Genomic DNA, 12,569 nt, shown 5'->3' on the forward strand with positions numbered 1-12,569 from the left:
ACGAAACAGTGTGACCAAGCGGTTAACGCTCGACCGGTCATGCCAAAGGCCCGCAGCGGCGACTGCGGGCCTTTGGCATGCGGTGTAACTGTGCCTAATGTTTGCGGTAGGACACCGCATAGATCAGCGTCGCGACGAAGGCGTAGATGAAATTCACCGTCAGCACGAACTGCCACGGGGCAGCGGCACCAAAGGCGAATTTCGCCAGCAGCGACGGGATCACGGTCAGCGCGATCAGGGCAATGGCCCAGGCGGCAAGGTTGCCGCCGCGGGCAAAGGTCGGGATCAGCAGCAGGGCCACGATGATCGCAACCAGGTTGCGGCCAAGTGAGGTGATCAGCGGCATGACTTCTTCGCCCGCCATGATGTTGACGGCGATGGCATTAAAGGTCGTGCCAAGAATAGCGGCGATTATGACGACAAGGACTGTGCGAGGCGTGAACATGGCAATCAGGCTTTCCGGGGCAGGGCGGTTTACAGATCCGATTGCACGGCGCGGGTTTGGGCCGTGATCGCTGTGCCCGTTGCGGTCAGGTCCTGACCGGCACCAGCGATGGTGTTGCAGGCGGTCAGGGCTGTCAGAACGGCGAAAAGCGAAAGAATGCGTGTCATGCGAAAGTCTCCGGTCGCGAAGGGGGATGATTTTCCAAGTCTTATGACATTGTATGATGCCGCGCGACGGAAAGATGCAGCGCCTGCGTATTATGTGGCACAAACGCCAAACCGCAGGAGCGATCCGATGCAAAGCCTTCCTTATATCTTTGTCAGCCTGATGGGCGGGCTGTGTCTTGCGGCGTTTCTGACCTCTACGGTGATCTAGGCGTCCAGAAAGGCGCGCACGGCAGATTCCACCGCGCGGGGCTGTTCGGCGTGCAGCCAATGGCCTGCGTCTGGCACGGTTTCAATGGTGGCGGCGGGAAAGGCCATATGGATAGCGGGGGCCGCGCTGTCGGGGACATAAGATGAGTTTGCCCCGCGCAGAAACAGAGCGGGGCCGTCGAACTGGCCTGCTGGCGCTGGCCAGCCGACAATTTGGGGCATATCGCGGGCCAGAACATCAAGGTTCAGCTTCCAGCGTTTGTTTTGCAGATCAAGGCTTTGCAGCAGAAATGCTGCCGTGGCTGCGTCAACCGCCATCTGGTCGGCGGCATCCTTGCGCGATGTGATTTGCGACAGGTCCACGCCTTGCATGGCGTTCAGCGGGCCGTCTTGTGAGTGATCATAGGCAACCGGCGCGATGTCAGCGACGACCAGTTTGTTGACCAGCGCAGGCCGCGTTAGCGCCAGCATCATCGCCGCCTTGCCGCCCATCGAATGACCCATGACATCCATCTTTGGGGCGATCCCGGCAATCACCTTCGCCAGATCGGCGGCCATGTCGGGATAGGTATGTCTGTCCATCCAGGGGCTGTCACCGTGGTTGCGCATATCGACGGCTACGACCTGGCGGGTGTCCGATAGCCGCTTTGCAATCACGCCCCAGTTGCGGGCAGAGCCGAACAGACCGTGGACGATCAGCAAAGGCGGCAGATCTGTCGGGGTGCCGTGGGTGATTGTGTTCAGCATGTCGCAGGCCTGTGTGATGTTGGGTTGCGCGCCGCCCTAGGGCTTGAGAGGGCGCGGCCCCACCGCTACCACAGAGGTATGGTTGCTGACACCCTTTCCCGCAAAAATGCGCGTATCCGGTCCGAACTGCAGGCCAAGCTGGGGCTGAAGGGTCGCACGCTGGAACAGCAGGCCGGCAAGGTTGGCCGCAGCCTGCCGCGCGCGGTGATCCGCGATTTGCGGGCGGTGGTGCGGGCGGATGTGGCGCAGGGCAATCCGAAGCTGGCGCGCATGGCCGATACGGCGGCAACGGGCAAATGTGCCGACCGGGTGCTGGCGTATCTGGGCGGTATTGATCGCGGTGCGATGCGGCAGACGCGCATCCTGCGCAAACTGGCAGCTTGGTCAGCGCTGGGCATTTTGGTGTTTACGATTGCAATCTGGGTTCTGCGGGCGCAGGGGCGGATTTAGAATTGTGCAAATAGGTGGATCGACCCGGCAAGCCGGGCCGATCCTTAAAGGTGCCTGTCAGGCGGCCCGCAACGCAGCCAATTGGTCAAGGATGCTGCCGTAGTTTTCAGCGCCCTGTGCCCCGGTGACAAGGTGTTTGCGATCAAAGACAACAGCCGGCACGCCGCTGATACCCTGACTGGTCCAGAACTTTTCCTCGGCACGGACCGCTTCGGCGTAGCGTTGGTCGTCCAGCACGGCGCGGGCTTCATCTCCATCCAGACCGATAGAGCCTGCAATCTGCACAAGGACATCTGAATCAGACAAATTGGCGTTGTCGGTGAAGTGGGCCGAGAAGAACGCCTGTTTCAGATCATGGCCGCGGTCCAATGTGTCTGCCCAATGGATCAGCTGATGCGTGTTAAACGTGTTGTGCATCCGCGTGTCGGGGCCGAAGGAAAAGTCGAAGTCCAGCTCTTTGCCCAAATCGGTCAGGCGCTTGCGGTTTGCCTCTGACTCGGCGGCGGTGCTGCCGTATTTTTCCATGATATGTTCGGACATGTTTTGGCCTGTCGCGGGCATGGCGGGGTTCAGTTCGAACGGGTGCCAATGCAGATCGTAATCGATGCCCTTGGCATCCAGCGCCTGTTTCAGTTGGCGATAACCGACGATGCACCATGGGCAGACCACGTCTGATACGATGTCGATACGAAGAGGTTCAGGGCGGTCGGTCATGGCGGTATCCTTTGGCATTTGTCCGCATCAGGTGGGGCGGCAGGGGGCGTTAATCAAGGGCTGCCTAGTCGAAGCCCTTGCCGCATAACGCAAAAGGCCGCCGCAGGGTGCGACGGCCTTTGTGGGTATTTTGTAGAATTTACAGGTTCGGGTAGATCGGGAAGCGGTCGCACATGGCTTCGACTTCGGCACGGACCTGCGCTTCGACGTCGGCGTTCCCCTCTTCGCCGTTAGCGGCAAGGCCGTCGACGACCTGACCAATCCAGCGGCCAATCTGGCGAAACTCTTCTTCGGTAAAGCCGCGGGTCGTGCCTGCCGGAGAGCCGAGGCGCACGCCAGAGGTGATAGTCGGCTTTTCTGAATCGAAGGGGATGCCGTTTTTGTTGCAGGTGATATGGGCGCGGCCAAGGGCGGCTTCGGTTGCGTTACCCTTTACGCCTTTGGGGCGCAGATCGACCAGCATCAGGTGCGTGTCAGTGCCGCCGGTGACGATATCAAGGCCGCATTTCATCAGCTCGTCCGCCAGCGCCTGTGCGTTCAGCACCACCTGTTTTTGGTAGTCCTTGAAGCCGGGGCGCAGCGCCTCGCCGAAGGCGACGGCCTTGCCGGCGATCACATGCATCAGGGGGCCGCCCTGAATACCGGGGAAAATGGCGGAGTTCACCTTTTTCGCGATGTTTTCATCGTTGGTCAGGATCATGCCGCCGCGCGGGCCGCGCAAGGTTTTATGGGTTGTCGTGGTGGCGACATGGGCGTGCGGGAAGGGCGAGGGGTACAGACCCGCAGCGACCAGACCGGCAAAGTGGGCCATATCAACCAGCAGATAGGCGCCGACCGAATCTGCAATCGCGCGCATTTTTTTAAAATCGATGATGCGGGGAATCGCAGAGCCGCCGGCGATGATCATCTTGGGCTGGTGTTCTGCGGCCAGTTCGGCGACCTGATCGTAGTCCAGTTCCAGATCCTGCGCCCGCACACCGTATTGAATGGCATTGAACCATTTGCCGGACTGGTTTGGCTTTGCGCCATGGGTCAGGTGGCCGCCAGCGTCCAGTGACATGCCAAGGATCGTATCGCCCGGCTGCAGCAGCGCCTGAAACACACCCTGGTTCGCCTGAGAGCCGGAGTTCGGCTGCACGTTGGCAAAATCGCAGGAAAACAACTGCTTGGCGCGGTCGATGGCGAGGTTTTCAGCCACGTCGACATGTTCACACCCGCCGTAGTAGCGGCGGCCCGGATAGCCTTCGGCGTATTTGTTCGTCATCACGCCGCCCTGCGCTTCCATGACGGCGGCGCTGACGATGTTTTCGGATGCGATCAGCTCGATCTCTTTGCGCTGGCGGCCAAGTTCGGCGTCCATCGCTTTTGCAAGTTCAGGATCACGGGTGGCCAAAGATTCGGTAAAGAAGCCGTCGTCACGGGTGGGGGCGTTCATGGCTGTTCCTTTCGGGCATGATAACGAGGTTTGCAGGCCTTCTACGCCAATTGGCGCAGGGTCAAAAGCGGCAAAACGTCCCGCCATGTCAATCTGCTGCGATGAGGCGCGCTTGCGTTCTGTGTGCGATCAGGGGACAAAACCCGGCACGCTTGTTTAGAAAGACGCCTTTATGCCTCGACTGCGGATCGCTTTTACGGCCAGCAATGCCCCTCTTGCCCAAGAGGCGCTGGCAGAGCTGACCCAGCGCCATGGCAGCATCGCCCCCGAAGAGGCGCAGTTTATCGTCGCATTGGGGGGCGACGGTTTCATGTTGCAAACGCTTCATGCCACGCAGGCGCTGGATGTGCCGGTTTACGGCATGAATCGTGGCACGGTCGGTTTCCTGATGAACGAATACGATGGCGACAAGCTGGTGCAGCGTTTGCAGGACGCAGAAGAGGAAATCATCAACCCGCTGATCATGACCGCGCTGGCGGCGGACGGGTCGATGCACACGGCGCTGGCGATTAACGAGGTATCCTTGCTGCGCGCAGGCCCGCAGGCAGCCAAGCTGCGTATCACGGTCGATGGCAAGCTGCGGATGCCCGAACTGGTCTGCGACGGTGCGCTGGTCTGCACGCCCGCAGGCTCGACCGCGTATAACTACAGCGCGCATGGGCCGATCCTGCCAATCGGATCGGATGTGCTGGCGCTGACGGCGATGGCGGCGTTCCGGCCGCGGCGCTGGCGCGGGGCGCTGTTGCCGAAAAAGGCGGTGGTGCGGATCGACGTACTGAACGCGGAAAAGCGGCCCGTGATGGCGGACGCCGACGGCAAATCCGTGCGCAATGTGGTCAGCGTTGAAATCCAGTCGAACCCCAGTATCCGGCACCGTATTCTGTTCGATCCCGGCCACGGGCTGGAAGAGCGTTTGTTCCAGGAACAATTTGCCTGACACGAAAGCGAGAGCGATGCGGAACCTTTCGCCGGGCGCGCGGTTAGTTCACCAGACGGGAAGCGCGGCAATCATTGACGCCAACCCCCGGTTTGAAAAGGAGAATTCATCATGGGTGAATTGACTGACAAAGTGAAAGCTGCAGGCAACAAAGCCGCAGGTTCTGTGAAAGAAGCCGTCGGCGATGCGACCGACAACGAGCGTCTGGAAGCCGAAGGCAAAGCGCAGAAAGCCAAGGGTTCGGTTCAGGATGTATCCGGAACCGTAAAGGGTGCGCTGGGCGACGATATTTAAGACCTAAGGCGACTTATTCTCAAACCCCGTCTGTGCAAGCAGGCGGGGTTTTTGTTTGTTTGCTCAGATCCGTTTATCGTCGCGCTTTGGTTGCAGTAAGATGCCAGCCCGCATCTGATAGGTTTCTATCCAAATCAAGAACGAAAGCGGTGTCGCATCCGGCATGATACTGAGTCCTAAGGCCGACTGTGTCCGCGTCTGTGCCACCCGCCGCCAGTCCAGCGGCGGGGCCGTGGTTCACGCTATTCCGACTGCAGCGCGAAAGGCGATTTATGCCCCGCCATATCCCAGCGGTTTCAATGCTGTGCGGATTTCGTCCAGGATGGCCGGGTCGTCAATCGTAGCCGGCATTTTAAAGTCGGTGTTGTCTGCGATGCTGACCATCGTGCGGCGCAGGATTTTGCCGGATCGGGTTTTGGGCAAGCGGTTCACGACGGCGACCAGTTTAAAGGCGGCGACGGGGCCGATTTCTTCGCGGACCATGCGGATGCAGTCTTTGACGATATCCGCGTCCGTGCGGCTGGTGCCTTTGTTGGTGCAGACAAACCCCATGGGCAGTTGGCCCTTCAACTCGTCTGTGACGCCGATGACGGCGCATTCGGCGACGTCGGGGTGATTAGCAAGGATTTCTTCCATCGCGCCGGTGGACAGGCGGTGGCCAGCGACGTTGATGACGTCGTCGGTGCGTGCCATGACGTACAGATAGCCGTCTTCGTCCATGAGCCCCGCGTCGCCGGTTTCATAGAAGCCGGGAAAGGTGGTCAGGTAGGATTTGATAAAGCGATCCTCTGCCTGCCACAGGGTCGGCAGGGTGCCGGGGGGCAGGGGAAGTTTGATCGCGATCGCGCCAAGCGTGCCGCGCGGAACCTCGTGCCCGCCTTCGTCAAGGATGCGGATGTCAAAGCCGGGCAGGGCGACGGTGGGGCTGCCAATTTTGACGGGTAGCGCCTCTATCCCGGCAGGGTTGCCGACCATGGGGAAGCCGGATTCGGTCTGCCACCAGTGGTCGTAGACCGGGACCTTCATCACGTCCTGCGCCCAGTGGATCGTATCGGGGTCAGCGCGTTCGCCCGCCAGATAAAGAGCGCGGAGCGAGGAGATGTCGTAGTTGCGGATCAGTTCGCCCTTGGGGTCATCGCGCTTGATGGCGCGAAAGGCGGTGGGGGCGGTGAAAAAGCTGCGCACCTTGTGGTCCTGGATCACGCGCCAGAAGGTGCCTGCGTCGGGGGTGCCGACAGGCTTGCCTTCGAAGACCACGGTGGTGTTGCCGTGGATCAGCGGGCCATAGCAGATATAGCTGTGACCTACGACCCAACCGACGTCGGAGGCGGCCCAGAACACCTCTCCTGGGTTGACGTTATAGACGTTTTTCATGGTCCAGTTCAGCGCGACAAGGTGGCCGGCGGTGGCGCGGACCACGCCTTTGGGCGCGCCGGTGGTGCCAGAGGTGTAGAGGATATAGGCGGGGTGATCGCCGGCGACGGGGACGCATTCGGCGGGGGTGACGCCCTGCTGAACGGCGTGCCAGTCGTTGTCGAAGCCGTCCGTCATGTTGGCGCGGCACTGTTCGCGCTGCAGGATGATGGTGAAATCAACCTTGTGCCTGGCCTGCGCGATGGCCCCGTCGATCAGCGGCTTATAGGCAACGGTGCGCCCCGGCTCCAGCCCGCAAGAGGCGCCGATGATCGCGCGCGGCGTTGCGTCGTCAATGCGGACGGCCAATTCATGGGCAGCGAACCCGCCAAAGACGACTGAATGAACAGCACCGATGCGGGCGCAGGCAAGCATGGCGACAAGCGCTTCTGGCACCATGGGCATATAGATGATGACCCGGTCGCCCGCGGTGATGCCCTTGGCGCGCAACGCACCCGCAAGGGAAGCGGTTGCGGTTTGCAGCTGGGCATAGGTCATGCGGCTGACACTATGCGTCATCGGGCTGTCGTGGATAATCGCAACCTGTTCGCCGCGGCCGTTTTCGACATGGCGGTCGACGGCGTTGTAGCAGGTGTTCACCTGGGCATCGGCATACCAGCTGTAAAGGGGGGCCTTGCTGTCATCGAGGGCGCGGGACGGTGGTTTCACCCAGGTGATCGCTTGCGCGGCCTGCATCCAGAAAGCCTCTGGGTCGGTTTGCCAGCTTTTGTAGATGTCAGCGTAAGTCATAAGTCCCGTCCTCCCAAACGTCGCTGGCATCAGGGATAGAAGGGCGGGTTTGAGCGGGCAAGTCCGGTGTCGGAACGGGGCGGGGGATGTGTGAATTTATTGACAAGCGCGGGCCGGTTGGTGGCGCGGTTCGGCATTTCCCGAGGTGCGTGGGATCTGGTGGGGAGAGGTAGGAGGGGGCGCTGCCCCCGCCGCTGCGCGGCCCCCCGGGATATTTGGGACCAGAAGAAGAGGGGACCGCGCAGATCTGGCAGGGACTAGCAAAACCGTCAGGCCGCACTTGCGCGCCGCTAAAGGTGGCGGCAGGTGCGGTTTTGTTGGCCGGACTTATTCGTAATGGGAAACGGGCGTGCCTGCGATGGCGGACATGTTCAGCAGGCCGCGGGCCGTGATCGAGGGTGTCACGATATGGGCGCGGTTGCCCATGCCCATCAGGATCGGCCCGACTTCGAGTGCGTTGCCTTTCATTTTCAGGATGTTGCGCACGCCGGAGGCTGCATCGGCGTTAGCAAATACAAGGCAATTGGCCGCGCCGTCCAGATGGGCACCGGGGAAGATGCGGTTACGCAGTTCCACGTCGAGGGCGCTGTCGATGTGCATTTCGCCTTCGAAGCTGAAATCGCGGGGCCGGCTGTGCAGGATGTCCATTGCCGCGCGCATGCGGCGGCCGGAGTTGCTGTCCATATTGCCGAACTGGCTGTGCGAGCACAGGGCGATCTTGGGCTCGACGCCAAAGCGGCGGATGTGGCGGGCGGCACCGATGACGGTTTCGGCGATCTGTTCCGGAGTCGGTTCCTCGTGGACCTGGGTGTCGGCGATAAAGAGGTTGCCGGTTTCCAGAATCATCAGCGACAGGGCCGCGACGGGGTGCAGGGCCGCATCGCCAAGGATCTGCTGGATGTAGTTCAGGTGCCACAGGTATTGGCCGAAGGTGCCGCAAATCAGCGAATCCGCCTCGCCGCGGTGGACCATGACCGCACCGATGGCGGTGGTATTGGTGCGCATGATGGCGCGGGCCAAATCGGGGGTCACGCCCTGACGGGCCATGATTTCATGGTAGGTGCCCCAGTAATCACGATAGCGTGGATCGTTTTCCGGGTTCACGATCTTGAAATCGACGCCGGGCCGGATTTCCAGGCCGGCGCGTTCGCAGCGGGCGGCGATCACCTCTGGCCGGCCGATCAGGATCGGCTCTTCGGTGGTTTCCTCCATGATGGCCTGGGCTGCGCGCAGGACGCGTTCGTCTTCGCCTTCGGCAAAGACGATGCGCCGGCTGGCGGTGCGGGCGGCTTCGAAGACCGGGCGCATGATAAGCGCGGATTTGAAGACGCTCGCGTCAAGCTGCCGCTTGTAGGCGTCCATATCAGCGATGGGCCGGGTGGCGACGCCGGTGTCGCAGGCCGCCTGGGCAACCGCGCTGGCGACCACGCCCATCAGGCGCGGATCAAAGGGTTTGGGGATCAGGTAGTCGGGGCCAAAGGTCAGCTGTTCGCCTTTATAGGCGGCGGCGGCCTCTGCACTGGTGGTGGCGCGGGCCATGGCGGCGATGCCTTCGATGCAGGCGATCTTCATCTCGTCATTGATGGTGGTGGCCCCTGCGTCGAGGGCCCCGCGGAAAATGAAGGGAAAGCACAGTACGTTGTTGACCTGGTTGGGAAAGTCCGACCGGCCCGTGGCGATAATGGCCCGCGGGTTAACCGCGCGGGCGGCGTCCGGATCGATTTCCGGGTTCGGGTTGGCAAGGGCAAAGATGATCGGCACCTCGGCCATCTTGGCGACCATGTCGGGGGTCAGCACGCCGGGGCCGGACAGGCCAAGGAACACGTCCGCCCCGTCGATCACATCATCCAGAGTGCGCGGCTGGTCGCCCTGAGCATACTCCGCCTTTTGGTCGGTCATGTCGAGGGTGCGGCCGTTGTAGACAAGGCCCTGAAGGTCGCACAGAAACACGTTCTTGCGCTGCACGCCGAGTTTGAGCAGCATGTTCAGGCAGGCGATGCCGGCGGCACCGCCACCGGTGGACACGACCTTGACGTCGGCAAAGTCTTTTTTCGCGATGCGCAGGGCGTTGGTGATGCCTGCGCCGACAACGATGGCGGTGCCATGCTGGTCGTCGTGAAAGACGGGGATATTCATCCGTTCGCGGCAGATCTGTTCGACGACAAAACAGTCGGGGGCCTTGATATCTTCTAGATTGATGGCACCAAAGGTGGGTTCGAGTGCGCAGACGATCTCGGCCAGTTTGACGGGGTCGGGTTCGTTCAGTTCGATGTCGAAGCAGTCGATATTGGCGAACTTTTTGAACAGGACGGCCTTGCCTTCCATGACAGGCTTGGAGGCGAGCGCGCCGATGTTGCCAAGGCCCAGCACGGCGGTCCCGTTGGTGACGACGCCGACAAGATTGCCGCGCGTGGTATAGTCGCGGGCGGTTGCAGGGTCTGCTTTGATTTCCAGGCAGGCTTCGGCGACACCGGGGGAATAGGCGCGGGACAAATCGCGCCCGTTGGCCAGCGGTTTCGTGGCGCGGATTTCCAGTTTGCCCGGCCGCGGGAACTGGTGGTAGTCCAAAGCCGCCTTGCGCAGGCTGTCAGATGGGATGTCGTCTTTGTCAGCGGGGGTCATGGCCTTGGCAGTCCTTTTCAGCGATGGTTCACCCCTAAACCATCACCTTCCCCGACGCTAGGTCATGCGTCAGGCTCCGCGACCTGTCTTTTCCTGCAGCGTATCGATTTGCTTTGACGCTTCGGCCTTGGTCAGGTTCGGGTCAAAGGTTTCGCCAGCCTCTTCTGATAGGGTTTGCAAATAGCTGGCCTGCGCGCCGGTCATCGCCTCGTCGCCCGTGACCCATTGGTCGACCGGCTTTTCCGCGTTGCCGGGGGCGTCGGTTTTTGGGTGGTTCAGGTCATCGGTCATGATCGTTTCCTTCGGTTTGTGTTCATATAATGTTCCGTCCACCCGATTTGTTCCCGGATGGCGGCATAAATGCGGCAAGGCCAACGAATTATAAACTTTTGCCCATCAGGTTCGCCCCGATCGATCCAAGGGTTTGCCGTATGCTGATAAGACGTTTTTCGCTGATGCTGTTTTTGCTGGGACTTGTCGTTGCCGTTCCACAAGTCGCGCCGGCGGATGCCCTGTCTATGGCGGGCCGGATGCCGATTCTGCAGGGGCGGGTGGCCCTGATCAGCATTTCGCCGCCGCAGGATGGGTCGCCGCCGCCGGTGTCGGTGGCGAGCCTGTTTGTCGGTGAGGAGGGGCGAAGCCTTTTTGCGCCCTATCCGGCGCGGTTGCCGTCACAGGTCAACCGTGACGGTTTGGCGCAAGATGCCAAATTTATCCGCGCGGCGCCGCTTGGCAACCTGTCCGGCGGGGGGGCGGCAGATCGGGTGCGTCACCTGATCGCAGCGGCAGAGGCGGGGCGCCACGGCTATGACGCGGTGCAGTATGGCGCGACCCGCAAACCCCCGGGGCTGCCAACCGATATGACAATCGCGCAAATTTACGCGTGGATCAGGGCAACGCCGGGACAACCGCACGCCATCGGGCGATATCAGTTCATTCCGTCCACCCTGCGCCGTCTGGTCGACGCGACTGGCATAGACCAGAACACGCGCTTTTCGCCGCAGGTGCAGGATACCTTGGCCGATGTTTTATTAGAGGAGGCGGGCTTTCACGAGGTGCAGGCAGGACGGATCGGGCGACGCACGTTCATGAACAATCTGGCAAAAATCTGGGCCGGGTTGCCTAATTCCACCGGGCAAAGCCATTATCATGGCTATGCCGGAAACAAAGCCACGATGACCTGGGCGCGGTTCGACGCGGAAATGGCGCAGATCTTTCCAGGATAGGCTTGATAAGCGGCATGCGCCCAATGCGAACAGGGCGGCGCATTTACCTAAGCCGATGAACACTGGCGGATTTGCTTTTTCCGTTGCCGCCGCTGGTTTTGAAGCAACAGAACAAAACGCCTGAAGTGGACCAGATTAGTCCCGATACCGGCAAAGGGTCAGCGCGTTGCGGTTTCCGCATCAAGTTCGGATGACAAACGGTTAATCAGGTCATCCGCCCGGTCAGAGGTCATCTGGTCGTTGTAATAGTGACCTGTCTTTTCGCAAAGCTCTTGCAGGATGGCAGCTTGTTCGCCGCTCATCATGTGGTGGTCTTCGGTCATGTTGGGTCCGGTTGTCATCTTGATGCTCCTTGAAATGGGTCGGTCGCGGGGGAAGTGACAGGCGGCCGAGGTGGGAACGATGCGGGTAGTTTACAAATTCAGGTCCGTATTCAGGTGGCCGCGCAACGACTCTATCCGGGTCAGGGCCTGCGATTGCGTCAGGCTGGCATCAAAAGGCTCGCCCGCCTCGCTGCACAGAACTTTCAGCAGGTCGGCCTGATCGCCTGTCATGGGGCTGTCGCCATCTTGCGGCAGCCGGGCTGCATCGTCGGGCAGAACTGGTTTTGCGGTGGGCGGTATCATGTCGGCCTCCTTGTTACACTGGACCAACGCGGGGTCATCCCTTTGGGTTCCCCTTGTCGCCTTGCATCCGCTGGCGCTGCGCTTCACTGTCACCCCAAATATCGGAGATTCCTTTCATGTCCCATTCTGATCCCGCAACCGCCGATCTGATCGCGGCCGCGGCCGCCGTCCGCCTGAATGCCCATGCGCCTTATTCGCGCTTTCTGGTGGGGGCAGCCCTTCGTTTGGCGGATGGCAGCATCCACGTTGGCTGCAACGTCGAAAACGTTGCCTACCCCGAAGGTACCTGCGCGGAAGCGGGGGCCATTGCGGCCATGTGCGCCGCCGGCGCGCGCGACATCGCAGCCGTGGCAGTCATCGCCGATAGCCCCAAACCCGTTAGCCCCTGCGGCGGGTGCCGCCAGAAGCTTGCGGAATTTTGCAACGGCGACGTGCCTGTCACCCTGACGACGGTCGATGGCGTTACGCTGCAAACGACTGTCGCAGCGCTGCTGCCGGGTGCCTTTGATCAGGATTACATGAGCAAGGTCTGACAT

16 protein-coding genes are annotated in these 12,569 nt (G+C 61.2%); 6 read left to right on the forward strand and 10 right to left on the reverse strand.

What is annotated here, in order from left to right; genetic code table 11:
• Nucleotides 1–94: 94 nt before the first annotated feature.
• Together SJY10_RS06295 and SJY10_RS06300 are read right to left on the reverse strand one after the other, a co-directional pair.
• Nucleotides 95–445: a hypothetical protein gene (locus tag SJY10_RS06295; RefSeq protein WP_386680637.1), complete on the reverse strand. Its 351-nt coding sequence runs from the start codon at nucleotides 443–445 to the stop codon at nucleotides 95–97.
• Between the two features lie 29 nt (nucleotides 446–474).
• Entirely contained in the window at nucleotides 475–612 is a 138-nt protein-coding gene (locus SJY10_RS06300) for an entericidin, EcnA/B family (RefSeq protein ID WP_386680639.1), read from the reverse strand.
• On the opposite strand from SJY10_RS06300, the gene SJY10_RS06305 reads away from it, so the two are divergent.
• Nucleotides 611–820: a hypothetical protein gene (locus tag SJY10_RS06305; protein WP_386680641.1), complete on the forward strand. Its 210-nt coding sequence runs from the start codon at nucleotides 611–613 to the stop codon at nucleotides 818–820. The two genes, SJY10_RS06300 and SJY10_RS06305, sit on opposite strands and share 2 nt — an antisense overlap.
• Here SJY10_RS06305 and SJY10_RS06310 read toward each other — a convergent pair.
• Nucleotides 817–1,566, reverse strand: coding sequence for an alpha/beta fold hydrolase (locus SJY10_RS06310; protein WP_386680643.1), 750 nt, complete (start codon nucleotides 1,564–1,566; stop codon nucleotides 817–819). The two genes, SJY10_RS06305 and SJY10_RS06310, sit on opposite strands and share 4 nt — an antisense overlap.
• Before the next feature lie 78 nt (nucleotides 1,567–1,644).
• Between SJY10_RS06310 and SJY10_RS06315 the strand changes: the two genes are divergently transcribed.
• The gene (locus SJY10_RS06315) at nucleotides 1,645–2,016 is read left to right on the forward strand and encodes a hypothetical protein (protein WP_386680645.1); all 372 of its coding nucleotides are present in this window, start codon (nucleotides 1,645–1,647) and stop codon (nucleotides 2,014–2,016) included.
• A gap of 57 nt (nucleotides 2,017–2,073) precedes the next feature.
• Here SJY10_RS06315 and SJY10_RS06320 read toward each other — a convergent pair whose 3' ends face one another.
• Complete coding sequence (locus SJY10_RS06320) at nucleotides 2,074–2,730, reverse strand: DsbA family oxidoreductase (RefSeq protein WP_386680647.1); 657 nt, start codon at nucleotides 2,728–2,730, stop codon at nucleotides 2,074–2,076.
• Between the two features lie 139 nt (nucleotides 2,731–2,869).
• Nucleotides 2,870–4,165 carry a serine hydroxymethyltransferase gene (gene glyA, locus SJY10_RS06325; RefSeq protein WP_386680649.1) on the reverse strand — a complete coding sequence of 432 codons (1,296 nt, stop codon included), beginning with the start codon at nucleotides 4,163–4,165 and terminating at the stop codon, nucleotides 2,870–2,872.
• 172 nt (nucleotides 4,166–4,337) lie between these two features.
• Here glyA and SJY10_RS06330 point away from each other — a divergent pair, with 172 nt between their 5' ends.
• Both SJY10_RS06330 and SJY10_RS06335 read left to right on the forward strand, forming a co-directional pair.
• Nucleotides 4,338–5,102, forward strand: a complete 765-nt coding sequence (locus tag SJY10_RS06330) for an NAD kinase (protein WP_386680651.1) — start codon at nucleotides 4,338–4,340, stop codon at nucleotides 5,100–5,102.
• 111 nt (nucleotides 5,103–5,213) lie between these two features.
• On the forward strand, nucleotides 5,214–5,396 hold the full coding sequence (locus SJY10_RS06335; protein ID WP_386680653.1) for a CsbD family protein: 183 nt from the start codon (nucleotides 5,214–5,216) through the stop codon (nucleotides 5,394–5,396).
• Between the two features lie 270 nt (nucleotides 5,397–5,666).
• Here the strand turns inward: SJY10_RS06335 and SJY10_RS06340 are convergent, their stop codons facing one another.
• The 3 genes from SJY10_RS06340 to SJY10_RS06350 all read right to left on the reverse strand — a co-directional run bounded on the left by SJY10_RS06340 (nucleotide 5,667) and on the right by SJY10_RS06350 (nucleotide 10,472).
• Nucleotides 5,667–7,559 (reverse strand): AMP-binding protein, encoded by a 1,893-nt coding sequence (locus SJY10_RS06340; protein ID WP_386680655.1) that lies wholly within the window; start codon nucleotides 7,557–7,559, stop codon nucleotides 5,667–5,669.
• A gap of 327 nt (nucleotides 7,560–7,886) precedes the next feature.
• Nucleotides 7,887–10,181: an NADP-dependent malic enzyme gene (locus SJY10_RS06345; protein WP_386680657.1), complete on the reverse strand. Its 2,295-nt coding sequence runs from the start codon at nucleotides 10,179–10,181 to the stop codon at nucleotides 7,887–7,889.
• 69 nt (nucleotides 10,182–10,250) lie between these two features.
• Nucleotides 10,251–10,472, reverse strand: coding sequence for a DUF3072 domain-containing protein (locus tag SJY10_RS06350; RefSeq protein WP_386680659.1), 222 nt, complete (start codon nucleotides 10,470–10,472; stop codon nucleotides 10,251–10,253).
• Between the two features lie 140 nt (nucleotides 10,473–10,612).
• Between SJY10_RS06350 and SJY10_RS06355 the strand changes: the two genes are divergently transcribed.
• Nucleotides 10,613–11,407 (forward strand): hypothetical protein, encoded by a 795-nt coding sequence (locus SJY10_RS06355; protein ID WP_386680661.1) that lies wholly within the window; start codon nucleotides 10,613–10,615, stop codon nucleotides 11,405–11,407.
• A gap of 158 nt (nucleotides 11,408–11,565) precedes the next feature.
• On the opposite strand, the gene SJY10_RS06360 is transcribed toward SJY10_RS06355, so the two are convergent.
• Complete coding sequence (locus SJY10_RS06360; RefSeq protein WP_386680663.1) at nucleotides 11,566–11,748, reverse strand: hypothetical protein; 183 nt, start codon at nucleotides 11,746–11,748, stop codon at nucleotides 11,566–11,568.
• A 72-nt stretch (nucleotides 11,749–11,820) separates the two neighbouring features.
• Entirely contained in the window at nucleotides 11,821–12,033 is a 213-nt protein-coding gene (locus SJY10_RS06365; protein ID WP_386680665.1) for a DUF3072 domain-containing protein, read from the reverse strand.
• 116 nt (nucleotides 12,034–12,149) lie between these two features.
• Between SJY10_RS06365 and SJY10_RS06370 the strand changes: the two genes are divergently transcribed.
• Nucleotides 12,150–12,566 (forward strand): cytidine deaminase, encoded by a 417-nt coding sequence (locus SJY10_RS06370; RefSeq protein ID WP_386680667.1) that lies wholly within the window; start codon nucleotides 12,150–12,152, stop codon nucleotides 12,564–12,566.
• Nucleotides 12,567–12,569: the final 3 nt, after the last annotated feature.

The organism is Loktanella sp. R86503 (assembly GCF_042466455.1).
In the GTDB taxonomy this organism is placed as follows: Bacteria; Pseudomonadota; Alphaproteobacteria; order Rhodobacterales; family Rhodobacteraceae; genus Loktanella.

Bases quoted from the DNA above. Each gene is read 5' to 3' on its own strand.
- SJY10_RS06295 (WP_386680637.1), bottom strand. From the start codon at position 445: ATGTTCACGCCTCGCACAGTCCTTGTCGTCATAATCGCCGCTATTCTT.
- SJY10_RS06305 (WP_386680641.1), top strand. From the start codon at position 611: ATGCGAAAGTCTCCGGTCGCGAAGGGGGATGATTTTCCAAGTCTTATG.
- SJY10_RS06300 (WP_386680639.1), bottom strand. From the start codon at position 612: ATGACACGCATTCTTTCGCTTTTCGCCGTTCTGACAGCCCTGACCGCC.
- SJY10_RS06310 (WP_386680643.1), bottom strand. From the start codon at position 1,566: ATGCTGAACACAATCACCCACGGCACCCCGACAGATCTGCCGCCTTTG.
- SJY10_RS06315 (WP_386680645.1), top strand. From the start codon at position 1,645: ATGGTTGCTGACACCCTTTCCCGCAAAAATGCGCGTATCCGGTCCGAA.
- SJY10_RS06320 (WP_386680647.1), bottom strand. From the start codon at position 2,730: ATGACCGACCGCCCTGAACCTCTTCGTATCGACATCGTATCAGACGTG.
- glyA (WP_386680649.1), bottom strand. From the start codon at position 4,165: ATGAACGCCCCCACCCGTGACGACGGCTTCTTTACCGAATCTTTGGCC.
- SJY10_RS06330 (WP_386680651.1), top strand. From the start codon at position 4,338: ATGCCTCGACTGCGGATCGCTTTTACGGCCAGCAATGCCCCTCTTGCC.
- SJY10_RS06335 (WP_386680653.1), top strand. From the start codon at position 5,214: ATGGGTGAATTGACTGACAAAGTGAAAGCTGCAGGCAACAAAGCCGCA.
- SJY10_RS06340 (WP_386680655.1), bottom strand. From the start codon at position 7,559: ATGACTTACGCTGACATCTACAAAAGCTGGCAAACCGACCCAGAGGCT.
- SJY10_RS06345 (WP_386680657.1), bottom strand. From the start codon at position 10,181: ATGACCCCCGCTGACAAAGACGACATCCCATCTGACAGCCTGCGCAAG.
- SJY10_RS06350 (WP_386680659.1), bottom strand. From the start codon at position 10,472: ATGACCGATGACCTGAACCACCCAAAAACCGACGCCCCCGGCAACGCG.
- SJY10_RS06355 (WP_386680661.1), top strand. From the start codon at position 10,613: ATGCTGATAAGACGTTTTTCGCTGATGCTGTTTTTGCTGGGACTTGTC.
- SJY10_RS06360 (WP_386680663.1), bottom strand. From the start codon at position 11,748: ATGACAACCGGACCCAACATGACCGAAGACCACCACATGATGAGCGGC.
- SJY10_RS06365 (WP_386680665.1), bottom strand. From the start codon at position 12,033: ATGATACCGCCCACCGCAAAACCAGTTCTGCCCGACGATGCAGCCCGG.
- SJY10_RS06370 (WP_386680667.1), top strand. From the start codon at position 12,150: ATGTCCCATTCTGATCCCGCAACCGCCGATCTGATCGCGGCCGCGGCC.